Raw genomic sequence first — 25,961 nt, 5'->3', positions numbered from 1 at the left:
AAATTAAAATGAGTAGACCTTTGCTTTCATGCTAAAAATCTATTCGAATCTTTAGCTATCTTTTTATCAATTGATCATTAACATTTTTTGTTGAATCTTTTCTCTTTCAACTCTATTAATTATAGAGGCTTTTCTTCTTTGATTATTTCTGATATTCGAAGAAGGGTTTTTAGATACTGTTAAGTCTCCAATATAATTTAATAATTTATGCTCCTCGGTTTCGGGTATATCAAAACGATGATAGTATTCAAGTACTTTAAAGAAAATCATATCTTTTAAATAGCTCGTTTTATGATTGGATAATAGATGATCAATGTACTCAAATTTCTTTTTACCCTTTAAATCAGCATATAAAAATATATATGTAAAATGTTCAAGCTCTGATTTCTTATTAAATTTCTCGTTTTCAATGATATTTTCTAAAGCAACAAGTAATTTCCCAGTTCCAATAGTCTGAGTTAATATTACCTGATGTATTAATGGTAATAATTTATACACAACTATATTTTGCTCTTCTGAAGAATATTGTTCTTCATCTTCATTTCGTTTTTTGATTAAAAATAACTTGTATAATGTCGCAAATAATGTTGCTGAAAGAACAATATCATTTAAAGCGTTAATTTTAAAATCCTTTTTCTTTATTTCTTCGCTATTTTTTAACATCTTAGCTGCTAAAACCCAATGTCTTTCTAACTTTTGTACTGGATTTAACGAATCTGGCTTTACCTCAATATTCCTGCTTGTGTGATTTTCTAACTCTCTGTCTTTAGTTTCATAATAATCATCGTTTTCTTTAACCTCTGTAGTTATAACTTCCACTTTTTCTGAAGTTAGTTGGCTAACTATTGTGTGTTTAGTTTCAAAAAAGGTATCTATCCCCGAACTTAAGACTTTTTCTTTTAAATCTTTATAATCTAGATTCATATTATCTACTATATTTTCAACTAAATCTAATTGATTCATTTTTAAACCTGTATAGTAATCTAATTCATCTACAAAATTTAAATAATTTCTATCAGTGAGGATGTATTCTTTAAATTTCTCATTAGAATCAATATTTTTCATCAAATAAAATTGAAAGAAGCAAGAGAACTTAAAGCGGACATATTTAATGCCATCGTCTGTTTCGCATGTGAATATACCTTTATTTAAAAAGTGTTCCAAAATTATATCAGCGTCAAAATCAAACATTTTCTCTTTTAGATTTTGTTCTATATAATCTCTCAAATCCCCATAACTTAATCGATAACGCAAGTATTTTTTCGAATACATTTCGTAAGCTATATCAGTTAATAAAGATTCCTTGTTTTTATAACTAAAATCAGATGAATACACTTCATATATATCTGACTTTGAAAATAGCCGTTCTAAAAAGTTCTCTAACATCTGTGCATTATTTACAGGCGAATAGTTTTCCTGTTTCTCAATAATCCATAAGAACATTGATACCGCTAAGGGAGTTCTTGGAATGTTTAAAGCATTGAAGGTACTAATCACTTTATCTAAATGTTCTCTTTTAGAAGTTACTTCTGACCTACTAGTAAACCACTTATTCATTAAATTTTGAATATCTTTTGTATTAAACTGTTTTATGTATGTAGTACAAAAATACTCAAGAATAGGATTTCCAATAGCTGATAAAGGAAGTTCACCTTCACCATTTGATGTACAAGTCACTATTAACTTTACATTTGGATTATCTATAATAAAACGTTGCAATTTTTTTAATGAAGAAGAATGTTTATTTTCAAATTGAATGTTATCAATTAATAAAATTACATCATCCATATCAAAAGTCTGATCTCTTATTTCACGAATTGAAATAGTAGTAAATCTGGAAATTAAGGTATCTATACTACTCCCATTAATATCTTCAAAATCTAAATAAACTGGTATTTTCCCATACATATTGAAATTATTCAAAAATTCTATCAATATTTTATCCAAGAGAATTGTTTTCCCTGCTTCTTTAACTCCAACAAGCATAATGTTTTCTGTTTTTTTACAAATATCCTGCATTGAAAAGTTTTTATCCGAAACTTTCGAAACATCCTCTTGTACAACATCTTCACTTTTTTGTATGATTTGTGGCATTACAAATAAATCATTTAAATTTTTCGGGGCGATTGTATCTGTATTATATGTCAATAAATGTTCATTTACAGTATCAGGGTAGACAGCTTCAAGTGTGCGAATAATTCTCTCTTTTTTTTTAAAAGTCTCTAATGATTCTTTATTCGGGCAAGAAAAGGTGGTGCTTCCTTCGTCTTTTCCTAACTGGGTATTAGTAACAAAGGCATTCTTTTTTTGAGAATAACACCGATATGTAAAAGTACAAGTATTAGTATATTCATAATCCACTAAAACATATCCATTCAGATATTCATAATCTGAATTATAACGGTTATCAGCCCATGCAGAAGGAGAAATCGAAAATATTGAAGTTCCTGTCATATCTGAAAATTGGTAAGTGTCTGTCGTATGTACATGTCCAAAGAAAAGAAGGTCAAAATTAGCATTTAATCTATTTTGAATAAGTGTTTGTTCAACCTTTGAGATTTCTTTAATTGGATGATGAATAAGTGCTATTTTCACATCGCAATCTTCTATTAACTCTAAAGAATCCATTATCTGTTTTTCACTAATTAATAAATTCCCACTATCATTTTCATCATAACAGCGCCAAGAAGAATTCAATGATGCTATCCCGATATCATATCCGTTTACATTATATCTATGAATTGTTTCAAAGTAATTAACTACGATATTTTCTTTTTCTCCGTATAATTCAGTCTCAAATTTATTATATGCGTGAATCCTTTTAGTAGAGTCTTGACATTGCTCACTGTCCTTCAAGAATTCATTGATAGACTGTAAATTGGTAAAATGTGTTTTTAAACCCATTTCCTGAAATTTATTATCTGCGCTTCTTAAAATATCATGATTACCAGGATTAATAATAAATCTTTCCTTATGTATACCCAATTCTTGAGTTAGATAATCGATAACCTCTACTTCAAAAGTTTTGAAAGCTTCTTCGATTGATTCAAACCCATATCCACCTTTATCTATTAGATCTCCTGTGAAAAAGATAAAATCGATTGGTTTTTGAGAATGTAACTCTTTTAAATCTTTTACTAAAGGCTTAAGTATATAAGTTTTTAATTCTATTAAATCACCTTTTGATATATGAAAATCAGATAAATGAATAGCTCTCATTTCACCACTCCTATTTCTTAATCCTACAGTATTATTCTTAGCTTTGCTTTTTCACAAAAAAATATAATACTGTTAAATTATACAATATTTCTTATTAGTCTACACAATCAAAAAATATTAAGTAAAGCTTTTAATACTTAAATAAATATCCAATGCTACTATCTATACCTAATTTTACGGATTGAAGTGGTATATCTCTTCGCATGGGTGCTACTATTTTATCGATAAGGCTGCATATATTCTTATTTGCTGGTACGGGATACGAAATAGGGCGGATAGGTGGCTGTACAGGGCTTTACACATGGGTTTATATGCGATTAGGTAATATAAATTAGTATTCGAATTTCCTAGGAAGTCTATACGAGTCTTGTGCGGTTTCATATGGTATCTATGCCTTTAGAGGTGGGCGCAGAATCTTATATAGATACGCTGGGGCTACATGTCATGCAGGTGCAGCGTAGGTACTATCAGCTATTACTATGTGTGTAGTCTAGCGTAGCTATAAGTATTCGAGAGTGATTGAATGCGAGGAAAGCAGCAGTGATCCTTTTCGTTACTTCTTTTAATCGCATTACTTTGCGAAGTCTTTTGCGCTGTCTTCGAAGAGTAAAGTAAAGTTAATCCTAAAAAGCAAAGCGATTAAGAAAGTTATTACGAAGCTAAGGGAAGTCTTTTGTCTTTGCATCGAAGTTAAAGCGAAGAAAGAAACGCATTGAAAAATAATTCAAGCGAAACTTATCATTGAAGTGAGGAGCTGCGAAGTCAGTAACGAGGATTTTGCGAAGACAAGTGCAGTGCAGCAATATACCGAGCCGCCAAGCTTCGAAAAAGACCGCCCCCCAAGCCACCACCGACACGCCCCGCAACTGCTGTACAGAAATTACAGATATCATTTTTCGCCTCAAGGGGTTACGCATACCAATTTCGCAAACTACCTGCGCCTAGAGAGGTGAAAGGGCGGCTAATGTTGTCCGCTCAATACAACTTCATATAACACTCTTTTCTTCGGACTGTAGCTTAATTGCTGCGGTCTCTTTTTTTACGCATTATACCAAGCCTTCGAATAATAAGCGCCTAGAGGGATGCATGGGGCATTAATCGTAAAACACTCACGCAAGTTAGCCAAGAAAGGGAAGGACGTTGCGCCTATTTTTTTGTAAGGGTTAAAAGATGGAGCCCTATATCGTACGCTATCGCTTCGAGTGTTCGCAGGCTCTCACATTAACTATTACCGCTTATGTTCTTTTTAATTAAACGCATTACTCAACACCGTTAATCGGCAACGTTAAGGAAGCCGTGACGCTATGTAGTTGCTGCGTCAAAGATGTTTCTTTATTCACACAGATAACAGAGTACTTTGATAGGTAAATCTGTTTACATCGCTTGCGGCTCTAAGGCTGAAGTCGATTTTCGGAGGTGTCAAATAAGTGACAAATTCAGTGGAGAAGGTGTCAAATAAGTGACAAGTTTATATCCAATTACACCAAATAAGGGGGAAACACAATGAAGAAAACAGGCAATCTATTCGAAGAAATCAGCGCCATTGTACACGGTGGCTCAATCGAAGGACTAACAGAGGCACAACAAACAGCATTAAAACAGGCGGTAGCAATCGCAGAGGCTCAAAGGGTACGAACCCCAGCCGAACTAGATGCGATTCGATACAAAGAGTCACGCAAGGAAGATACACGCCGTTTCGTAATGGTTAATGGTAACGAAGGAGAGCGATACAGCCACGTAACACTTAATCAGCTAGGCGTATTCTTCAAACTATCGTTATACCTGCAAATGAATGCGGGCGGTTTATTAATGCACGACACGGGGCGAGGTAAGTATGGTATTCGACCGCTAACAACGAAGGATATGCAGAAACTACTAAAGCGTGGGAAGAAATCGACCCTTAAAGCGCTAGAAGAATTAGAAAAGATCGGTGCGGTGATTCGTGATAATTCGCAGCGCCCAACGCTCTACTATATCAACGAGGATTTAGTAAGATGCGGAAACACTGGCGGCGCATTCGATAACTTTACGAAGGTATACAAAGAAGAGGCGAAACAACTTCTTTCTAAATTATCAGACCGCCAAGCAGGTGCTATTTTCAAACTAATGCCATATGCGCACAAGGATACATATGTATTATGTGCAAATCCGCAGGAGTTCGAGCCGTCAAACGTAGAGATTCTAAGTTCTCGTGATATAGCGAAGATTTTAAGAATCGCAAGCAACTCGACACGCAATCTATTATCAATGCTTATCAATGAAGGGGCAATGATATCCGTTAGTGGTGCGAAGACTGGTGTTAAGGGGCGTGGCTACGTAATCAGCCCGTATGTATGTGATAGAGGCGTATTAAATAACCCGTACGAGGTGGGTATAACAAAGCTATTCGACCAAATCACGAACAAACTAGAAAAAGACTCGCTAAGATGTGCGTAACTATACCAAAGATCATAAAGTGCTGCGTAAAAAATAAAAAAGTTTCGTATCACTATACACGAAACACATCGTCAGCCATACATATAGGTGAGGAAGTAGTTTCCGCTACTTCTTATATCCCTGTAATTTCGCAGTTCCGAAAGGCACTGGCTAACACTGGAACATATTATGTTCTATCTTCCAGTAAGAAGCGCTACCTACTACGGCGCTTTTTATTTTGGGGTAGGTGATGTATTTACATAGCGAAAAAAACGAAAGGATTTGGGAAAAGATGAAAGCTGATACTATCCGATACATTCGTACCGCTCTCGAATTAACGCAAGAGCAATTCGCACAGAGAATCGGCGTTACTGTACTTAGCGTTAATAGATACGAGAATAAAGTATGTACTCCAAGCGTAGACACATTAAAACGTATGCGAGGTGTATTAAACCTAACAGACGAAGATATTACGGACATCGAGCAACTTGTACGGGACGAGCAGCACCGCAAGTTAAAAGAGACTATTCGAAAGAAAGCGAAACTAAACTAACAAACAAAAGGGAGATAGGACAAAATGACAAATACTAAGACAGCAGTAGAGCTAATCCACGAGGCACGAGATATTCAAGCAAGTACAGCAAGCTACGTAATCCAGCTACTAAATGGAAGTAATGGTAATGGACTTAATGAAGAGTTACGTAAAGTAGGGGCAAATCAAGAATTAACATTCAAAGGCAAACAGGCGAGAAAAGAGCGCATTAAGCAAGTAGCAACACACATATTCTTAGAAGAAATGAAAGAGCGTCGAGATAAGTATAATGCGTCATTAGACAAAGCCGAGCAACAAACAATGGCATTATTAACGCCGCAGTTCGAGGAATTAAGCGAATCAGACCGTATTTTATATGATGCGGAAATCAGCGACTTAAAAACAAAAATGTTACTATCGCCTAATCAACAAACAGCTATTCAACACCTAGAGAAAATGGTAGAACTAGCGAGCAAGAACGGAAAGACGGCGCACGAATTACAAGGATATTTCACGGGGCAACTAGCGGAATTAGTCGGCAAAGGTAACAACTTGGCGCACATTCGCCCAGCTCTATTAGGAATGAGTCAGAAGTTAGCGAAGGCATCGCAAGTACCGAACTTCGACGAAATCAAAGGGCGACTAGATTACATTAATGAAATACGTTCAGCATCATTCGCAGTAGGACAGGTGCACACGGCAATCACGGAAAACCTCGGATATGTTGCTGGGGAATACGTAAACAAGCCTGCTGATTACTTTAAAGATCATACGGAGACTGCGCAGTTAGTAGAAAAGAAAATCGAGAATCATAACCGATTCGGTCATGACCTGTTTAGCGAATAATATAGCTGAAGTGTAGGCGTGGACTTAGTGTCTGCGTCTTTTTTTTATGCCTATGAACGAAGAAGGTTACGCCGAGATTAGCTCTACAAGGCTACTAGAAGTGAAGGAACGTACGGGTATGCGTCTAAGTTCGTTCTATACCGTTTTGCGCAGAGTACGAAGACCACGAAGAAAGCGAGAGAAGGCGCATTATATATAGGATAGAAGAGATTTTTATACTTGCGTATTAGGTAGACGACAGGCTATAATATCCATATGTAAAGAAGCGAACACCTAAGCGATGGAGTTCGTGTCCTACGTTAAACTTTCGGTAAGAACAAATCGAAACGAGACGGAGGCTAAACGTTGATATTATCATAATCTTCATGCGCCCATAGCTCAGTCGGATAGAGCGGTGGTTTCCGGTACCACGTCTGCCGGGGGTTCGAATCCCTCTGGGCGCGTTAAAAAGTCCTAACTTACGTTTTGTAGGTTAGGACTTTTTTTATTTATCTCATTATTTAAGGGTTAAACAAAACAAACTGATGGAAGTTTCATTTTATATGTGTACTTTCAAAATGCCTTGTCTCATTGCTTCTGTTAAAGCTTCGGAGCGTGATCCTACTTTTAATTTTTTGAAGATTTTTGTTAGGTTGTATTCTACAGCTCTTGAACTCATGTACAGTTCATCAGCAATTTGTTTATTGCTACTTCCTTTAGAGACGGATTCTAAGATTTCTAATTCTTTTTGTGTAAGAAGAGCGGTTTTATTTTCAAGTTGTTGAGTCGTTATATCGTCTGTACGTAGTTGACGTAATAAAGAAATAGGAAGTAAAGTATATCCATTTACAGCTGCACGAATTGCCATTAATAGCTCTTGCTGAGAAGCTGATTTACTAATAATTCCGCTGATACCAGAGTTTATTAATAAATTAAATTGGGATACGTATTCAAAACCTGTGTATAAAATGATTTTTGCATCTGTTTGAATATGTAATATTTTCTGGGCGAGTTCAATACCACTACAATTGGGCATATTCATATCCAAGAGATATACGTCAAAAGGTGTAGCGTCACTTTTTATAAGTGCTTCCTGTTCATTTAAAATATATTCTGCTTGCATATCTTCTTCTAATTCAATCATGTTCTTTGTTCCTTCACCTACAATTTGATGATCATCTACGATTAATACTCGAATCATTATTTACCACCTCGGAACTGTAATGTTTATTTGAAGTCCTTTTTTAGCTTCGGATACTATATGTATTTCTCCACCAATTGATTGAAGCCTTCCTTTTATGCCGGAAAGCCCCATATGCTGCTTAGGAGAGTAGGGAGTGTCTATATTAAAACCTTTGCCGTTGTCTCGGTAGTCTAGGAAAATACAGTTATTCTCTTCCCATAAAAAAATCGATACGATGGTTGCCTCGGAATGTTTATCTGCGTTTGTTAGTAGTTCTTGAATGATACGATATAAAGATAAAATTTTGTCAAAATCGTAATGATGTTCTTGAATTGATTCGTGATCAAATTGAATTTGAAACTGCACACGTAATTGTGTTTGGGCTAACAATTCTCTTAATGCACCAATTAAACCAGCATCTGATAAAAGTGATGGACGCAATTCATTACATGTGTCGCGAATTTGTTGTATTACATCGTGCATACCGAAGTGGATTTTTTTTAGTTCATTTTTTAATTCTAGTGGAACGGATTTGTTTTTTAGTAAAGAGTCTAGTTTGCGGTACCATACGATTTGATCTTGTAATGCAGAGTCGTGTAAATCTGAAGCGAGTCGGCGCCTTTCTTGTTCAGAAATTTGAAAGAGTAGGCGTGATAAGCTTGCAGAATTTGTTTTGGATTCTAAACTCTCCTGCTCTAGAGAATGAATAATTTCATTAATGGTATACAAGTTTTCGTAAATAAGACGGACGTATGTCGTGACAGTGATGAACCATGATTTTTCATGCGTATTATATTTAATATTATTCACTTTTGTTCCAATCCAGATGTAGTGTTTTATATGTTTAGTAGAGTATAAGTAAATACCGATGCATCCATCATCCTCTAATAAATCATTAATTAGTAATGCTGCCATACTCCATTTTTTCTTTTTAGAAAGTGTGAAATCTTTCGTTTGTCGATATCCGTTACAGAGTGTATATGTGTTGTCTTTCATATCATATTGAACAAATTGAATAAAAGAAGGTTTCAACATCGAAACGATTTCATTAGTGAATTTTTTCTCTAACTCTTCTGTTTTCATAATAGATGATAGCTGTGCGGTAAACTGTTCAATGTTTACGTATAAGTTTGTTTTAGTCCGAAAGAGGTGATTACGGAATGTAAAATCTAATCTTTCTTTTAATATGAGAAATAGAATGTTTAACGGAAAAATAATAATAAAACTTTGCAGTAGTCGAGAGAGAAAATTGTCTTTGTAATAAATGCTCCAGCTCGTAATGATTGCAATTAATAGAGTTGGAATTAGTGACAGAAATGCGTAATACCGTAAACGATCAAATACAAACTCTATATCAAAAATCTGCTTCGTCGCTACTAAATAAAAATACCCGATTGGAAGAGCGATTAGGAACATAGCGCCAATATCTGCTGAGAGAATAGGTGTTTTGAATATTGCATCTGGAAGAGCATAGAGTGTAACGAACGGAAAGAAGGCAATGGAATGAATCGTGAGCATTAATTTTAAAAATGGTTTATGTACTGTACTGTGATATTTGATATAGGCACGGATTAAAAAATATATACAAAAGATAATATTTATTGAAAGGTAAATTAGTTCTAATCCATCGGTATTAACTATTGGACATGGAATGAACATCGTTAAAATAGAGAGTAATAGTAAAATAATGCCGATTGTAATATCGATTTTTAGAAATCTCATAGAAATAACGTATAGTTGCTTTTTCTTGAATAATTCATTCAACAATAAAATGAGAGACATAGGTGTACCTTGAAATACAATACTTAAAATAATGAGAGCGATAAAATCACCTTTACCAGATTCAACTGCGATTAGAAGACTTGAGGAAGTCATGAATAGAAACGTGATCAAAAAGAATGTTTCCCGGTTCAAAGGCTTCTTTGTATAAAGAAAAATAGATAACCCTAAACAAATAAAAGCGAGTAGGAAGGGAAAGTATACAGAAATAATTTTGTCAAGAGAATCAATAAAATGTTGTGTTCCTTTATAAGTTTGGGTGATATCGTCTTTTTTAATTTGTATTTCAGATGCATTTAGTGATTGGTTTTGGTATCCAGGAAGTATTCCTAAATGAGGCTTTTCTTTATTTATCGAATAGATTATATCTCCTTCTTTTAAGTCCGTATGAAAAGCCCAACCGGAGGATTTAATTTTTGCTATTGTGTATGTAGTTGAGTCTGTTTTAGAAATAAGAACTCCACTATATGGTTGGTTTATTTTATATAAGATATAGCCTTGTAAACAAAAATACAGGATAGTTACACATAAAATGAAAACGAAGTTACGTTGTATCTGCAACGGTTTGAACACCTCTCTTTGTAGGTATATCGTTTAATTTCTGAATATTTTTATAATAACATTTAAGAAGTTTTCATACAATCAATGTCATCTGTTGAAATTGCGGTGAACCACATAAGAGTGGTTCGCCTTTTTTACGGTAAATACAGTACGGATTGCGGACAATAGCATCAGAAAGAAGTCTATGATAAAGATACAACTTAACAAGTAAATGAAGGAGGCAATAGTGATGAAAAAGTTTTTTTGATGATAGGCGGGATTGCATTAGGAATGGCGGTTATTTATTTCGTAAAAAGCTAAAAGGGGATGTTATATATGGCATTTGAAATTCAAGGATTAAATAAAACATTTGGTGAATATAAAGCCGTTAATGATTTAAATATACGTGTAGAAGAAGGTGGAATTTTAGGGATGCTGGGCCGAAATGGTGCTGGTAAGACGACAACGATTCGTATGATCTTAGATTTAATCAAACCGGATAGCGGCCAAATTCTATGGAATAATCGCCCTTTTTCAAAGAAAGACCTATCTATTGGCTATTTACCAGAAGAGCGTGGATTATACCCGAAAATGAATGTAGTGGAGCAATTGGTGTATTTCGGCAAGTTAGAAGGAATGCCAGCTAATCTTGCAAAAAGGCATGCGTTACAGTGGCTAGAAAAATTAGAAATGACACCACATTTAAAGAAGAAAACAGAGGAATTGTCAAAGGGAAATCAACAAAAAATTCAATTGATTTCAGCGATATTGCATAATCCAGAATTCATCATACTAGATGAACCATTTAGTGGCTTGGATCCTGTAAATGCAGAGATGTTAAAAAATGTTGTGCTCGAGTTAATCGCGCAAAGAAAAACGATTATCTTCTGTAGTCATCAAATGGACAGTGTAGAAACGTTCTGTGAGGAAATTTGTATTATGAAAAATGGTCAACTTGTATTATCGGGTGCCTTGTCAGATATTAAGAAAAGTTATCAATACAAATATATGACGTTGCAAACGGAAGGGGATATTGAACCTATTCTTAAGAAGAAAAATTTCAATTTTGAAAAAGTTAATCGTACGTTCATGATTAAAGTTAATGATGGAGAGGATGCATTTTCGCTGCTTGAAGACATTAAAACTAAACAATATATCCGAGATGTTTCTATTAAAGAACCTTCTTTACATCAAATCTTTGTTGAAAAGGCGGGTGCATAAGTAATGAGGAATTTCTGGATTGTTTTAGGGCAAACGTATTGGGATCGTGTGAGGACGAAAATATTTATTGGGATGACATTGTTATTAATAGGGGGAGGGATATTCTTATTCTCCTTTCCAACTTTAGTACAAAAGTTTTCTGGAGAGAAAGAAAAAGCAAAAGTTGTATTTATTTCCGAAGCACCTAATGTTACTTTGGATCAATCTAATCTTAGTAAAGCTCTTCCAGAATGGGATTGGTCTTTAGGTGATAAAACAAAATTAAATCAATATAAGCAAGATTTGTTAGATAAGAAAGTCGAAGCGCTCTTTATATTAAAAGAGGGTGCGGGTGCTGAACCAGTATTAGATTACTTTATGAAGGTGGATAATCCTAAGTTGATTCAAAGTGCGCAGGTATTTGTACAAAATCAGTATTTTCAAAGTGCGGTAGTTAAACAACAGTTATCAGAAGAGGCTGTGAAATCACTGACGATGAACGTGCAAGCGAAAAAGCAAAACTTAAATAACGAAGAAACAAGCTCATTCTTACTGGTGTATTTATTAGTAGCGATTATGTACTTAGCAATTACTTCGTATGGAAATGCGATTGCTACAGCGGTAGCGTCAGAGAAGGCGTCGCGTGTTATGGAAGTGATGGTAACGAAGGTGTCGCCTGTTCACATGGTCTTTGGGAAGATATTAGGAGTCGGTCTTGCTAGTTTGACACAGTTATTTATTTTCTTCCTTAGTATGGCGCTATATATTAAATCTGGAATTTTCAAGGTATCGGATTCGTTTTTTGGAGTGAATATTGATGTAAATATGATTACAGGTGAGCATGCTGCATATTTCTTGTTATATTTTGTTCTCGGTTACTTCGTTTATGCGGCACTTTTCGCAGTGTTTGGTTCTATGGTAAGCAGGCCAGAAGAATTATCCGGAACAACGATGCCGATTACTCTTATATTGATGGGAAGCTTAGTGGTGGAGTTATTAGTAGTACTTGATAACCCTGAAGGGCTAGTATCAAGGGTGACATCATATGTTCCGTTTACAGCTCCAATTAGTATGGTAGTTAGGATTATTAATGGATCCGTTGGGAGTTTAGAAATTATTACATCTATGGTTGTATTACTGGCTAGCATTAGCTTAATTGCTATGTTTGCAGCGAAGGTCTATCCGAAAGGTGTATTAAGAAGTGGTAAGAGCCTTAAATTCATTCAATTGTTAAAAAATAATTAATTGCAGGGGGGAATAAATTATGGGATTTTTTTCGAAAAGAAAACAAAAAATGATGGATAGTAATAACGAGAGAAGCGTGAAAAAAATAGTTGAGTTGTCTATGGAAGAGATGAGAGGAATTCAAGGAGCGTCTAGTGAATCGAACGATTATCTCTATGATTCCTATGTAATTAGGAATCAAAGTTCCTTAGCTTTAAATAAGAGGTTTCTTTCTTAATTAAGAATCGTAAAAGAGTAGTTAGGCATAGTGAAGTGTCACTATACCTAAACTGCTCTTTTTATTTTGGAATTGAACAGAGATAAATTTAATGTTGTTATATATAAAATTAAGGGTTACTATTAGTATGTGGTAACAAATAATTGAGTTTATTATTTTCTTTCAATATTATTCAAATTTAGGTTGTAAGTTGTAAATCTCATTAATACATATAAATTAATAATATTTTGGAATGGGTGTCTGTGATAGCATTCTCCTTTTACCAAACTTATTGTACAATAGAAACAAGGGGGAGATTAGTTTGAAGGCAAGTCTTTTACAAGAACAAAGCTTACGTTTGGCAATGACACAAGAGTTAAGGCAAGCGATTACAATGCTCCAGTATAATGTACAAGAATTATCGGAGTTTTTGTATGAGCAATCGTTAGAGAATCCCCTTATTGAGTTAGGTGGTTTTGAGAGGGAGAAGAAAAAGAGCTCTAACAACAGTAAAAGTACCAGCAAACAAGTCGAGAATCAGATGGAGATCTACAGTGTGGATTCTACAACGATTCAGCAACATTTATTAAATCAAATACAGTATTATAAAATAGATGAAGAAGAGCGAAAAGTAGCTTCTTTCATTATTATGAACATGGATGGAAATGGATATTTACAAGAAACGAATGAAGAGTTAGCAGAGCTCCTTTCTGCGCATATTCATGTAGTCGACCGCTCTGTAGAGCTTGTCCAATCACTGGAACCAGCAGGGGTAGGGGCGCGTAATATTCAGGAATGTCTAACCTTGCAATTGAAGCGCTTACAAAGACGGAATGGATTAGCAGAAGAGGTTGTAGAAGATCATTTCGCTTATTTTGTGAAGAAAGATTGGCGAAAGCTCGTTCAAGTGTTGAAATGTAGTAATGAGGAATTACAGAGTGCGGTAAATTGTATAACGTCATTACAACCAAAACCAGGTCTTGCGTTTTCTTCAGATAAACCACTTTATATTGTGCCTGATATGGCGGTGAAAAAAGATGGCGATCGCCTCGTTTTACAAATGAATGAGAGAAATATGCCGAGAATTGAAATTCATTCTGAATATAGTGCGCTTCTTAATAATAGTGAAAGTGAAGTAGCATCTTACGTATCAGAAAAGTATCAGCATGTGCAGTGGATTATGCGCAGTTTGAAGCAGAGAAAACAGACGCTGCTGCAAGTGATGAATATTATTATGGAAAAACAACGTGATTTCTTCTGGAAAGGTCCAGAGTATTTAAGACCTCTCGCTTTAAAAGAGGTAGCGGAAGAGTTAAGTGTGCATGAATCAACAATTAGTCGTGCGACGCGAAATAAATATGTGCAAACACCACACGGTTTATTTGAGATGAAATCGTTCTTTAGCAATGCCGTTTCGACGACTGAAGATGAAGCAGTTTCTACAAAACGTGTAAAACAATTTATTCAAACGCTAATTGGGGCAGAGGATAAGAAAAAGCCACTTTCAGATCAAAAGATTTCAAAATTATTAGAAGAAGAGCATGAAATTGTTATTTCTCGAAGAACAGTGGCGAAGTATAGAGAACAAATGCATATCCCAGCTTCGTCATTACGAAAAACGATCGGATAGGTGAAGAAGATGAAAGTTGTACTGTATACTAAAAAAGATTGTGGCCTTTGCGTGAAGGCGAAACAAGTTTTACAGGAAGTACAATGTGAATATTCTTTTCAAATCGAGGAAATAGATATATATGAAGATAATGACCTTTTAGAAAAATATCACTTAATGATTCCGGTTGTAGAAATGGACGGAAAACAAGTAGAATATGGTAACATTCACAAAGGTGTCATAATAAACTATATAAAGAATGCAGTTAAGAGTTGAATAAGTTTCTATCTCCTGTTACAATAATACACGTAGCAGGGATTATTTTTTTAACCTATGTGGGACACAAAATGTCACTACGGGACGTAAAGTGACCACGAAGGAAAAATGAACCAATGTAGTGAGGAGAAAAGATATGCGCTCATGGATTCAGAACACAAAAAAATTATTACCTGATCTGCTACCTGTTATGCAAACGAGAATGCAAATTCTTCAATACATTAGGCTCATGCAGCCGATTGGAAGAAGAAACTTATCAGCAAGCCTCGGTATGACAGAACGAGTATTGCGAAGTGAAGTTCAAGTTTTGAAAGAACAAAACTTAGTTCACGTCGCTTCTTCTGGAATGACTTTGACAGAAGAAGGAACAGCTTTAGTTCTTGCTTTGGAAGACTTTATGAAAGAAATTTCCGGGTTAAAGGTTTTAGAAAAGCAACTTAAGGAAACATTAGACTTGGATGAAGTTTTCGTTGTCCCTGGTGATAGTGATGAATCACCTTGGGTCAAACTGGAGATGGGCCGTGCTTGTGTGACTTGTATAAAAGACCGTCTGACAGCGAATAATATCGTTGCTGTGGCTGGAGGAACTACGCTAGCTGCTGCTGCGGACATGATGCAACTGGATTGCAAAGATTTACATATGCTATTTGTCCCAGCACGTGGTGGAATTGGAGAAGGTGTTGAATTAGAAGCCAATACCATTTGTGCCAAGATGGCGCAAAATACGATGAGTAATTATCGCTTATTGTATGTTCCAGACCATGTTAGTAGCGAAGCATATGCGTCTATTGTGACAGAGCCTTCCGTGAAAGAAGTTCTTGAGTTGATTCGATCTTCCAATATCGTCATTCATGGAATAGGTGATGCGTTAACAATGGCACGTCGCAGAAGTACTTCAGAAGCAGATTGGTTAAAGATTCAGACAAGCGAAGCAGTTGGCGAAGCTTTCGGTTACTACTTTAATGAAGAAGGAAATGTTGTTCATAAAGTAAGAACAGTTGGTATGCAACTTGAGGATTTACAAAATGTATCTCACGTTGTTGCAGTCGCTGGAGGGTCTTCAAAGGCAAAAGCAATACAGGCTGTAATAAAGCAAGGGCACACTTCAATTCTAATTACAGATGAAGGTGCAGCAAAACAATTAACAAAGGGTTTTACCCTTTAATATAATCCCCCAAGGAGGAAATTCAAATGACTAAAATTGGTATTAATGGATTTGGACGTATCGGACGTAACGTATTCCGCGCAGCTCTTAACAACTCTGAGGTAGAAGTAGTAGCAATCAACGACTTAACAGATGCTAAAACATTAGCTCACCTTTTAAAATATGACACAGTTCACGGAACTTTAAATGCAGAAGTATCTGCTAACGAAAACAGCATCGTTGTTAACGGTAAAGAAATTAAAGTTATCGCTGAGCGTGACCCAGCTCAATTACCATGGAGCGACTACGGAGTAGAAGTAGTAGTAGAATCTACTGGCCGTTTCACTAAAAAATCAGACGCTGAAAAACACTTAGGTGGATCAGTTAAGAAAGTTATCATCTCAGCTCCAGCTTCTGACGAAGATATCACTGTAGTTATGGGTGTTAACCATGAACAATACGATGCAGCTAACCACAACGTAGTATCTAACGCTTCTTGTACTACAAACTGTCTAGCTCCATTCGCTAAAGTATTAAACGAAAAATTCGGCGTAAAACGCGGAATGATGACAACAATTCACTCTTACACTAACGACCAACAAATCTTAGACTTACCACACAAAGATTTACGTCGTGCTCGTGCAGCAGCTGAAAACATGATCCCAACATCTACTGGTGCAGCTAAAGCTGTAGCATTAGTATTACCAGAACTTAAAGGTAAATTAAACGGTGGCGCTGTACGTGTTCCAACTGCTAACGTTTCTCTTGTTGACTTAGTTGTTGAACTTGACAAAGAAGTAACAGTTGAAGATGTAAACGCAGCATTCAAAGCAGCAGCTGAAGGCGAATTAAAAGGTATCCTTGGATACAGCGAAGAGCCATTAGTATCTATCGACTATAACGGATGTACAGCTTCTTCTACAATCGATGCATTATCTACAATGGTAATGGAAGGTAACATGGTTAAAGTACTTTCTTGGTACGATAACGAAACTGGTTACTCTAACCGCGTAGTAGACTTAGCAGCTTACATGACTTCAAAAGGTCTTTAATTCTTAATTATATAAGTTATCAATGACAAAACGAGGGAGAGGGTTTGTTCCCTCTCTCTCTTCTTTCGTTTTAAAAGCAAATGTGTTAAGCTTTTGAATGGGTTTTGTCAATCCTAACTAGTAGTCGGAGGGAAATCCAATGAACAAAAAATCAATTCGTGACGTAGATTTAAAAGGTAAGCGTGTATTTTGCCGCGTTGATTTCAACGTACCTATGAAAGAAGGCAAAATTACAGATGAAACTCGTATCCGTGCAGCTCTTCCTACAATTCAATATTTAGTAGAGCAAGGTGCGAAAGTTATTTTAGCAAGCCACTTAGGCCGTCCAAAAGGTCAAGCAGTAGAAGAATTACGTCTTACTCCAGTAGCAGCACGTTTAGGCGAGCTTCTTGGTAAAGATGTTAAAAAAGCGGACGAAGCATTCGGACCAGTTGCACAAGAAATGGTTGCAGCAATGAACGAAGGCGACGTATTAGTTCTTGAAAACGTACGTTTCTATGCGGGCGAAGAAAAGAACGATGCAGAACTTGCGAAAGAATTTGCAGCACTTGCTGACATCTTCGTAAACGATGCATTCGGTGCAGCTCACCGTGCTCATGCTTCTACAGCAGGTATCGCAGACTACCTACCAGCAGTATCTGGTCTATTAATGGAAAAAGAGTTAGATGTACTTGGTAAAGCACTTTCTAACCCAGAACGTCCATTTACAGCTATCATCGGTGGTGCGAAAGTAAAAGATAAAATCGGTGTAATTCGTCATCTATTAGACAAAGTAGATAACTTAATCATCGGTGGCGGACTTGCTTACACATTTGTTAAAGCTTTAGGTCATGAAATTGGTCTATCTCTATGTGAAGACGACAAGATTGAACTAGCTAAAGAATTTATGCAACTTGCAAAAGAAAAAGGCGTAAACTTCTACATGCCAGTTGATGTTGTAATCACTGAGGAATTCTCTGAAACTGCAACAACTAAAATTGTTGGTATCGACTCTATCCCTTCTAACTGGGAAGGCGTGGACATCGGTCCTAAAACACGTGAAATTTATGCAGATGTAATTAAAAATTCTAAGCTTGTTGTATGGAATGGACCAATGGGTGTATTCGAAATGACTCCATTCGCAGAAGGTACAAAAGCAGTAGGACAAGCATTAGCAGATGCAGAAGATACATACTCTGTTATCGGCGGTGGTGACTCTGCAGCAGCTGTTGAAAAATTCGGTATGGCTGATAAAATGAGCCACATTTCTACTGGCGGCGGTGCGTCATTAGAATTCATGGAAGGTAAAGAGCTTCCAGGTGTAGTTTGTCTTAACGACAAATAAGTAGCAGCCAAAGAAAAAGGACGGTGCAAAGCATGCGTAAACCAATTATCGCAGGTAACTGGAAAATGAATAAAACTCTATCTGAAGCAGTTAGCTTCGTAGAGGAAGTTAAAGGTCAAATCCCAGCAGCTTCAGCTGTTGATGCAGTAGTTTGCTCTCCAGCTCTATTCTTAGAGCGCCTTGTAGCAGCAACTGAAGGAACTGACTTACAAGTAGGTGCACAAAACATGCACTTCGAAAAAAATGGTGCATTCACTGGCGAAATTAGCCCAGTAGCACTTAGCGACTTAAAAGTTGGCTATGTAGTACTTGGCCACTCTGAGCGTCGTGAAATGTTTGCTGAAACAGATGAGTCAGTAAACAAAAAGACTATCGCAGCATTTGAACATGGTTTAACACCAATCGTATGTTGTGGTGAGACTTTAGAAGAGCGCGAAAGCGGAAAAACATTTGATCTAGTAGCAGGTCAAGTGACAAAAGCACTTGCAGGTTTAACAGAAGAGCAAGTTAAAGCAACTGTTATCGCTTATGAGCCAATCTGGGCTATCGGTACAGGTAAATCTTCTTCTTCTGCAGACGCAAACGAAGTATGTGCGCACATCCGTAAAGTTGTTGCAGAAGCTGTTTCTCCAGAAGCTGCAGAAGCTGTTCGTATCCAATACGGCGGTAGCGTAAAACCAGAAAACATTAAAGAGTATATGGCACAATCTGACATCGACGGCGCTTTAGTTGGCGGTGCTAGCTTAGAGCCTGCTTCGTTCTTAGGTCTTCTGGGGGCGGTAAAATGAGAAAGCCAACAGCTTTAATCATTCTTGACGGTTTCGGACTTCGTGAAGAAACTTACGGGAATGCTGTAGCACAAGCTAAGAAACCTAATTTTGATGGTTACTGGAACAAATTCCCTCATACAACGCTTACAGCTTGTGGTGAGGCGGTAGGTCTTCCAGAAGGTCAAATGGGTAACTCTGAGGTTGGTCACTTAAATATCGGTGCTGGCCGCGTAGTATATCAAAGCTTAACGCGCGTTAACGTTGCAATTCGTGAAGGTGAGTTCGATAAGAACGAAACTTTCCAAAATGCAATTAAAAGCGTAAAAGAAAAAGGTACTGCACTTCATTTATTCGGTTTACTTTCTGACGGTGGTGTGCACAGTCACATGAACCATATGTTTGCTCTTCTTCGCTTAGCAGCAAAAGAAGGCGTGGAGAAAGTTTATATCCATGCATTCTTAGACGGCCGCGATGTTGGACCACAAACAGCAAAAGGTTATATTGATGCAACGAATGAAGTAATTAAAGAAACAGGAGTAGGACAATTCGCGACTATCTCTGGTCGTTATTACTCTATGGACCGTGACAAGCGTTGGGATCGCGTAGAAAAATGTTACAGTGCTATGGTGAATGGTGAAGGCCCTACTTATAAATCAGCAGAAGAGTGTGTAGAAGACTCTTATGCGAACGGTATCTATGATGAATTCGTATTGCCGTCTGTAATTGTTAACGAAGATAACACGCCAGTTGCAACAATCAATGATGATGATGCAGTTATCTTCTATAACTTCCGTCCAGACCGTGCAATTCAAATTGCTCGTGTATTTACAAACGAAGACTTCCGTGAGTTCGATCGTGGTGAAAAAGTACCTCACATTCCAGAATTCGTATGTATGACACACTTCAGTGAAACTGTAGATGGTTACGTGGCATTCAAGCCAATGAACCTTGATAACACTTTAGGTGAAGTTGTTGCGCAAGCGGGATTAAAGCAACTTCGCATCGCGGAAACTGAAAAGTATCCGCACGTTACATTCTTCTTTAGCGGTGGTCGTGAGGCTGAATTCCCAGGAGAAGAGCGTATCTTAATTAACTCACCAAAGGTTGCAACGTATGACTTGAAACCTGAAATGAGCATTTACGAAGTAACGGACGCTTTAGTAAATGAAATCGAAAATGATAAACATGATGTTATCATTCTTAACTTTGCAAACTGTGATATGGTTGGCCATTCTGGGATGATGGAACCAACAATTAAAGCAGTAGAAGCAACTGACGAATGTTTAGGAAAAGTTGTAGAAGCAATTCTTGCAAAAGATGGTGTAGCACTTATTACTGCTGACCATGGTAATGCTGATCAGGAGTTAACTGCTGATGGCGGTCCTATGACAGCTCATACAACTAACCCGGTTCCTTTCATCGTTACAAAAAATGATGTAGAGCTTCGTGAAGGTGGTATTTTAGGAGATATCGCTCCAACAATGCTTACACTTTTAAATGTGGAACAACCGAAAGAAATGACAGGTAAAACAATTATTAAATAATTTGCTTATATAAAAAGGAGAGAATTTATTATGTCAACAATTATTGATGTTTATGCTCGCGAAGTCCTTGACTCTCGTGGTAACCCAACTGTAGAAGTAGAAGTTTACACAGAAAGCGGCGCTTTCGGACGCGCTATCGTACCAAGTGGTGCATCTACTGGTGAGCACGAAGCAGTAGAATTACGTGACGGTGACAAATCTCGTTACCTTGGTAAAGGTGTTGTTAACGCAGTAAACAACGTTAACGAAATTATCGCTCCAGAAATCGCTGGTTTCGATGTAACTGACCAAGCTGGTATCGACCGTGCTATGATCGAATTAGATGGCACTCCAAACAAAGGTAAACTAGGCGCTAACGCTATCCTTGGTGTATCTATGGCAGTAGCTCACGCAGCAGCTGACTTCGTAGGTCTTCCATTATACCGTTACCTTGGTGGATTCAATGCAAAACAATTACCAACTCCAATGATGAACATCATCAACGGTGGTTCTCACGCTGATAACAACGTTGACTTCCAAGAGTTCATGATCTTACCAGTTGGTGCTCCAACATTCAAAGAATCAATCCGTATGGGTGCTGAAGTATTCCATGCACTTAAAGCTGTATTACATGACAAAGGTCTTAACACTGCAGTAGGTGACGAAGGTGGATTCGCTCCAAACCTTGGTTCTAACCGTGAAGCTCTAGAAGTAATCATCGAAGCTATCGAAAAAGCTGGTTACAAAGCTGGCGAGAACGTATTCTTAGGAATGGACGTTGCTTCTTCTGAGTTCTACAACAAAGAAACTGGTAAATATGACCTTGCAGGCGAAGGCCGTACTGGCTTAACTTCTGCAGAAATGGTTGATTTCTACGAAGAGCTTTGCAAAGACTTCCCAATCATCTCTATCGAAGATGGTTTAGACGAAAACGACTGGGATGGTCACAAATTATTAACTGAGCGTATCGGTGATAAAGTACAATTAGTTGGTGACGATTTATTCGTAACTAACACTCAAAAACTTGCTGAAGGTATCGAAAAAGGTATCTCTAACTCAATCTTAATTAAAGTTAACCAAATCGGTACTTTAACTGAGACTTTCGAAGCTATCGAAATGGCTAAACGTGCTGGTTACACAGCAGTTGTATCTCACCGTTCTGGTGAAACTGAAGATGCTACAATCGCTGACATCGCAGTTGCAACTAACGCTGGCCAAATCAAAACTGGTTCTATGAGCCGTACTGACCGTATTGCTAAGTACAACCAATTATTACGCATCGAAGACGAACTAGGCGAAATCGCTGTTTACGATGGTATCAAATCTTTCTATAACATCAAACGATAATTGTAGAAAATAAACGACAGACCGTGAGAAATCACGGTCTGTTTTTTTATGTTAAAATTGTTCACCTGTCATAAGTGACATGAAATGTTTGAAGAAGCGGTTATAATCAAAATCAATTGCTATTTGATGACTCGGCCAATCAATAAATGGTTTAGGTTCTCCTAAAGAGCGAAATTCTCCAATGCTTGCCCCTTGTGCATAAGATTCTGTCATGACAACGATAGGTGATTTGTGATAGGTAAACATAGAGTTATCAAGTAAAGCGAGTATTGGCATTGTGTCATGGAAGGGGCTGCCCTTTAAATGTGGTAGGGCTTCTTTATAATATCCGTAGTAATAATGCTCGAATAACGGTTTGACAAGTGGGGCTTTTCCTTTTGCCTCAATGTATTCGGCCATTTCTGGTGTAATGATGGAATATTGGGTAACGTTTAATGGGTATATGTACATGTTAGCTGCGGATTGAAGGACTATATTAGCTGCAGTAGGGTCGCCATAAAAGTTTGCTTCGGAAATAGGGGTAACATTACCAGGATGTAAAAAGGCACCGCCCATTACGTAGTAGGATTTAACTTGCTCCATTAATTGTTTACATACGATAAATAAAATTGCTAGGGAGGTAAGTCTTCCTAAGCTCACAATAATTAATTCATCTTTATACTGTTCAATAAGAGGAATAACTTCAAAAAAATTCTCCATTTCTTCGTTAGTTACATTCACCTTTGGAATAATTGGCCCGAGCCCTTGTTTCCCGTGTACATCTGTAAAAAAAGCAGGAGGAGCACCAGTAATTGGACGTTCTGATCCACCAAAGATTTTGATATTTCTACCCTTTACTTCGCTTGTAAGAAAATGAGCATTTTCTAAGGCCATTTTTTTTGGAACATTGCCGTAATCAGCAACGATACCGACGATTTCTATTTCATTGATAAAGAATGCTAAGAGGAGAGCCATCGTATCATCAATCCCAGGATCACAAAAAATAAGAACTTTTTTGGGCATATGTTCACCACCTATATTGTTTATCCCGTACAAACCCGCTTGGTGAAGGCTAATAATCAATGGGGATGAGGAAACCCTCAATGATTAAAGTTTCACTTTATATATATGTAAGTTTAAGGATAAAAAGATTATTTTATTGAAATAACAGTCTTGTAAATTCAGAAAATAAAAACTTTTTATATTAGGTCAAGGTTTTTGACGTAATTTTTGTTTGAAAATGCAGTCATATCAAGGTTGTAAGCGTATAACATAGGCTGTTTTTGCTGTCAAGTTGATAAATTGCAGCTTTTTACAATTTATACTATGATAAAGATATTAACAGAAGATCGTATAAACATGAGGGATGATGAACATGAAATTTACAAAGATTCTTGTCCAAATTGCTGCTCTTTACGTGTTTTATATGGTTGGAACTTGGGTGCAAGAAATGTTAAACATTCCAATTCCAGGAAGTTTGATAGGGATGTTCCTCTTACTTGTTTTACTTAGCCTAAAAGTTCTTCCAGTGAAATGGTTCGATTTAGGAGCAGAAACACTCGTTGCTATTATGCCGTTTTTATTAATTCCGCCAACGCTTGGCCTAATGAATTACGGTGCTTTTTTTATGAGTAAAGGAATTTCTCTTTTCATTACAGTTGTAGCGAGTACATTTTTAATTATTATTGTCGCAGGACATACAGGACAATATCTTGCGAATAGGAAGGAAAGAGAGTCGCGATGAGCCAAATATTAATCGGAATCGGTTGGGTTCTTTTTACGTTGCTATTATATCAATTATCTAAAAAAATCTATAAATTATTTCCAACACCATTCACCATTCCAATGCTTGTAGCAACAGGATTAATGGCTTTCCTATTTATCGTGCTTGATATACCATATCAACATTATATGGAAAGTGGTGGTGGCTGGATTGCAAAGCTACTTGGACCCGGTGTTGTAGCATTTGCAATTCCTCTTTATAAACAACGTCATGTTCTGCAAAAATATGTTGTACCGATTGCTGGCGGGGTATTAGTAGGTACAACAGTCGCAATCGCTAGTGATTTTGCTATTGCTTCACTTATGGGAACAGATAAAAGCTTAATCTTATCGTCTTTACCAAAATCGGTGACAATGCCAGTTGCGATGAGCGTTTCTGAACAAGTTGGTGGTGTACCTTCCTTAACAGCAGCTTTCGTTGTTATCGCAGGTATTACTGGAACAATTACAGGACCTCTCTTATTAAAATGGAGCCGTGTTACAAACTCAGTTGGTAAAGGTATCGGATTTGGATGTGCTTCTCATATTATGGGTGTTATGAGAGCGATGAAAAATAACGAACATGAAGGTGTTATTGGATCGGTAACAATGACATTAACAGCAATTTTGACATGTTTACTTGGACCGTTATTTGCAATGATGTTTATGTAATAGAAGAAAAGCGAGAGCGACTCTATAGCTCTCGCTTTTCTATAGGATTTATGCTACAGTTACAATAACTGAATCTTTGTAGGAGGTACGCCAAGTGCATACGTTATTATCCGTTTTACTTATTACTGTATCGATTTTAATGATTGTTATGGTACTTATGCAGTCTAGTAATAGCTCAGGCCTTTCAGGTGCAATTTCAGGCGGTGCAGAGCAATTATTTGGTAAGCAAAAAGCACGTGGAATTGAAGCAGTATTAAACCGTATTACAATTGTTTTAGCTGTATTGTTCTTTGTATTAACAATTGCTGTTACGTACTTAAACTTATAGAATTGAAAGAAGAAGCGTTAGTAAGATGTACTAATGGTTCTTCTTTTTTGTTTTGCCATTTGAAAGATGTTTCTAATTAGATTATAGAAATGTAAATATGGTACACTAGATATAGAAAGAATACGACTAGATTACAGAAGAGAAAGAGGAGAAGTACATGATGAAATTAGCATCTCCGAAACCATTTACATTTGAGGGTGGAGACCGCGCTGTTTTATTACTACATGGATTCACAGGGAACTCAGCTGATGTACGTATGTTAGGGCGTTTCTTAGAAAAGAAAGGCTATACTTGTCATGCGCCAATTTATAAAGGGCACGGTGTACCACCAGAAGAGCTTGTTCATACAGGCCCTACAGATTGGTGGCAAGATGTAACGGAGGCATATCAGCTTTTAAAAGATAAAGGTTTTGAGAAAATTGCTGTTGTTGGATTGTCACTTGGCGGCGTATTTTCTTTAAAATTAGGTTATACAGTACCGGTTTTAGGTGTAGTACCAATGTGTGCACCGATGTATATTAAGAGCGAAGAAACGATGTACCAAGGTATATTGGCATATGCCCGCGAATATAAAAAACGTGAGCAAAAATCACCAGAACAAATTGAACAAGAAATGTTGGAATTCCAAAAGAAACCGATGAATACATTAAAAGCATTACAACAATTAATTGCTGACGTACGTAACAATGTGGATATGATTTATGCACCAACATTTGTTGTACAAGCACGTCATGACGAAATGATTAATACAGATAGTGCTAACATTATTTATAACGGTGTAGAATCTACGTTAAAAGACATTAAATGGTATGAAGACTCTACGCATGTCATTACACTTGATAAACAACGTGACGAGCTACATGAGGATGTATATAACTTCTTGGAGCAACTAGATTGGTAAGATCTAGTTGCCTCTTTTTTTCATAAGGAATTTTTTGTGAAAACTGTAAAAATCATAAGGGGAGTATTGAAGTTTCGCTTTATACATCCCCTATCTTTCGGATACACTAAATAATATAAGGTTTTAAAGGAGGTATTTTTG

Annotated in this window: 23 protein-coding genes and 1 tRNA gene; 19 read left to right on the top strand and 5 right to left on the bottom strand. The window is 36.7% G+C overall.

Annotated elements, in window-relative coordinates; genetic code table 11:
- Positions 1 to 66: 66 nt before the first annotated feature.
- Together DN400_RS04605 and DN400_RS04600 are read right to left on the bottom strand one after the other, a co-directional pair.
- A complete protein-coding gene (locus DN400_RS04605; protein ID WP_098204729.1) occupies positions 67 to 3,219 on the bottom strand; it encodes a metallophosphoesterase in 3,153 nt (1,050 codons plus the stop codon).
- 659 nt (positions 3,220 to 3,878) lie between these two features.
- The gene (locus DN400_RS04600) at positions 3,879 to 4,112 is read right to left on the bottom strand and encodes a hypothetical protein (RefSeq protein WP_140337937.1); all 234 of its coding nucleotides are present in this window, start codon (positions 4,110 to 4,112) and stop codon (positions 3,879 to 3,881) included.
- 610 nt (positions 4,113 to 4,722) lie between these two features.
- Between DN400_RS04600 and DN400_RS04595 the strand changes: the two genes are divergently transcribed.
- From DN400_RS04595 to DN400_RS04580, 4 genes are all read left to right on the top strand, one after another.
- Positions 4,723 to 5,655 (top strand): hypothetical protein, encoded by a 933-nt coding sequence (locus DN400_RS04595; protein ID WP_086407201.1) that lies wholly within the window; start codon positions 4,723 to 4,725, stop codon positions 5,653 to 5,655.
- A 271-nt stretch (positions 5,656 to 5,926) separates the two neighbouring features.
- Positions 5,927 to 6,187 (top strand): helix-turn-helix transcriptional regulator, encoded by a 261-nt coding sequence (locus DN400_RS04590; protein WP_140337941.1) that lies wholly within the window; start codon positions 5,927 to 5,929, stop codon positions 6,185 to 6,187.
- 24 nt (positions 6,188 to 6,211) lie between these two features.
- On the top strand, positions 6,212 to 7,012 hold the full coding sequence (locus DN400_RS04585) for a hypothetical protein (RefSeq protein WP_098204730.1): 801 nt from the start codon (positions 6,212 to 6,214) through the stop codon (positions 7,010 to 7,012).
- A 367-nt stretch (positions 7,013 to 7,379) separates the two neighbouring features.
- Positions 7,380 to 7,455: transfer RNA gene (locus DN400_RS04580), tRNA-Arg, on the top strand.
- 95 nt (positions 7,456 to 7,550) lie between these two features.
- Here the strand turns inward: DN400_RS04580 and DN400_RS04575 are convergent.
- Positions 7,551 to 8,192, bottom strand: coding sequence for a response regulator (locus DN400_RS04575; protein ID WP_000621763.1), 642 nt, complete (start codon positions 8,190 to 8,192; stop codon positions 7,551 to 7,553).
- Between the two features lie 3 nt (positions 8,193 to 8,195).
- Complete coding sequence (locus DN400_RS04570; RefSeq protein WP_065229552.1) at positions 8,196 to 10,514, bottom strand: sensor histidine kinase; 2,319 nt, start codon at positions 10,512 to 10,514, stop codon at positions 8,196 to 8,198.
- Between the two features lie 315 nt (positions 10,515 to 10,829).
- Between DN400_RS04570 and DN400_RS04565 the strand changes: the two genes are divergently transcribed.
- The 11 genes from DN400_RS04565 (at position 10,830) to eno (ending at position 22,179) form a co-directional block, all read left to right on the top strand.
- The gene (locus DN400_RS04565; RefSeq protein WP_000863493.1) at positions 10,830 to 11,714 is read left to right on the top strand and encodes an ABC transporter ATP-binding protein; all 885 of its coding nucleotides are present in this window, start codon (positions 10,830 to 10,832) and stop codon (positions 11,712 to 11,714) included.
- Positions 11,715 to 11,717: 3 nt separating this feature from the next.
- Complete coding sequence (locus tag DN400_RS04560; RefSeq protein ID WP_001243601.1) at positions 11,718 to 12,938, top strand: ABC transporter permease; 1,221 nt, start codon at positions 11,718 to 11,720, stop codon at positions 12,936 to 12,938.
- Positions 12,939 to 12,957: 19 nt separating this feature from the next.
- Positions 12,958 to 13,155: a hypothetical protein gene (locus DN400_RS04555; protein WP_065229551.1), complete on the top strand. Its 198-nt coding sequence runs from the start codon at positions 12,958 to 12,960 to the stop codon at positions 13,153 to 13,155.
- Between the two features lie 301 nt (positions 13,156 to 13,456).
- Complete coding sequence (gene rpoN / locus DN400_RS04550) at positions 13,457 to 14,764, top strand: RNA polymerase factor sigma-54 (RefSeq protein WP_000647953.1); 1,308 nt, start codon at positions 13,457 to 13,459, stop codon at positions 14,762 to 14,764.
- Positions 14,765 to 14,773: 9 nt separating this feature from the next.
- Entirely contained in the window at positions 14,774 to 15,019 is a 246-nt protein-coding gene (locus DN400_RS04545) for a glutaredoxin family protein (RefSeq protein WP_000869730.1), read from the top strand.
- A gap of 136 nt (positions 15,020 to 15,155) precedes the next feature.
- Entirely contained in the window at positions 15,156 to 16,184 is a 1,029-nt protein-coding gene (cggR, locus tag DN400_RS04540) for a gapA transcriptional regulator CggR (RefSeq protein ID WP_065229550.1), read from the top strand.
- Positions 16,185 to 16,210: 26 nt separating this feature from the next.
- Complete coding sequence (gene gap / locus DN400_RS04535; protein ID WP_000161234.1) at positions 16,211 to 17,215, top strand: type I glyceraldehyde-3-phosphate dehydrogenase; 1,005 nt, start codon at positions 16,211 to 16,213, stop codon at positions 17,213 to 17,215.
- A 139-nt stretch (positions 17,216 to 17,354) separates the two neighbouring features.
- A complete protein-coding gene (locus DN400_RS04530; RefSeq protein WP_001036331.1) occupies positions 17,355 to 18,539 on the top strand; it encodes a phosphoglycerate kinase in 1,185 nt (394 codons plus the stop codon).
- A gap of 32 nt (positions 18,540 to 18,571) precedes the next feature.
- On the top strand, positions 18,572 to 19,327 hold the full coding sequence (tpiA, locus tag DN400_RS04525; protein ID WP_001231038.1) for a triose-phosphate isomerase: 756 nt from the start codon (positions 18,572 to 18,574) through the stop codon (positions 19,325 to 19,327).
- Positions 19,324 to 20,853, top strand: a complete 1,530-nt coding sequence (gene gpmI, locus DN400_RS04520; RefSeq protein ID WP_001231158.1) for a 2,3-bisphosphoglycerate-independent phosphoglycerate mutase — start codon at positions 19,324 to 19,326, stop codon at positions 20,851 to 20,853. Before tpiA ends, gpmI begins: the two co-directional genes overlap by 4 nt.
- Before the next feature lie 30 nt (positions 20,854 to 20,883).
- Positions 20,884 to 22,179, top strand: coding sequence for a phosphopyruvate hydratase (gene eno, locus DN400_RS04515; RefSeq protein WP_000103951.1), 1,296 nt, complete (start codon positions 20,884 to 20,886; stop codon positions 22,177 to 22,179).
- A 51-nt stretch (positions 22,180 to 22,230) separates the two neighbouring features.
- On the opposite strand, the gene DN400_RS04510 is transcribed toward eno, so the two are convergent.
- Entirely contained in the window at positions 22,231 to 23,181 is a 951-nt protein-coding gene (locus tag DN400_RS04510; protein ID WP_098205519.1) for a nucleoside hydrolase, read from the bottom strand.
- A 352-nt stretch (positions 23,182 to 23,533) separates the two neighbouring features.
- Here DN400_RS04510 and DN400_RS04505 point away from each other — a divergent pair, with 352 nt between their 5' ends.
- The 4 genes from DN400_RS04505 to estA all read left to right on the top strand — a co-directional run bounded on the left by DN400_RS04505 (position 23,534) and on the right by estA (position 25,820).
- On the top strand, positions 23,534 to 23,902 hold the full coding sequence (locus DN400_RS04505) for a CidA/LrgA family holin-like protein (protein ID WP_000673222.1): 369 nt from the start codon (positions 23,534 to 23,536) through the stop codon (positions 23,900 to 23,902).
- On the top strand, positions 23,899 to 24,591 hold the full coding sequence (locus DN400_RS04500; protein WP_072940916.1) for an LrgB family protein: 693 nt from the start codon (positions 23,899 to 23,901) through the stop codon (positions 24,589 to 24,591). The genes DN400_RS04505 and DN400_RS04500 overlap by 4 nt, the downstream gene beginning before the upstream one ends.
- 94 nt (positions 24,592 to 24,685) lie before the next feature.
- Positions 24,686 to 24,919 carry a preprotein translocase subunit SecG gene (secG, locus tag DN400_RS04495; RefSeq protein WP_000557266.1) on the top strand — a complete coding sequence of 78 codons (234 nt, stop codon included), beginning with the start codon at positions 24,686 to 24,688 and terminating at the stop codon, positions 24,917 to 24,919.
- 160 nt (positions 24,920 to 25,079) lie between these two features.
- Complete coding sequence (gene estA, locus DN400_RS04490; RefSeq protein ID WP_179953498.1) at positions 25,080 to 25,820, top strand: carboxylesterase; 741 nt, start codon at positions 25,080 to 25,082, stop codon at positions 25,818 to 25,820.
- The last annotated feature ends 141 nt before the right edge of the window (positions 25,821 to 25,961 follow it).

The organism is Bacillus sp. AR8-1 (assembly GCF_008042345.1).
GTDB classification, from domain to species: Bacteria; Bacillota; Bacilli; order Bacillales; family Bacillaceae_G; genus Bacillus_A; species Bacillus_A cereus.
The sequence above is the reverse complement of the archived record's forward strand: the minus strand, read 5'-3'. Positions and strand labels throughout refer to the sequence as shown.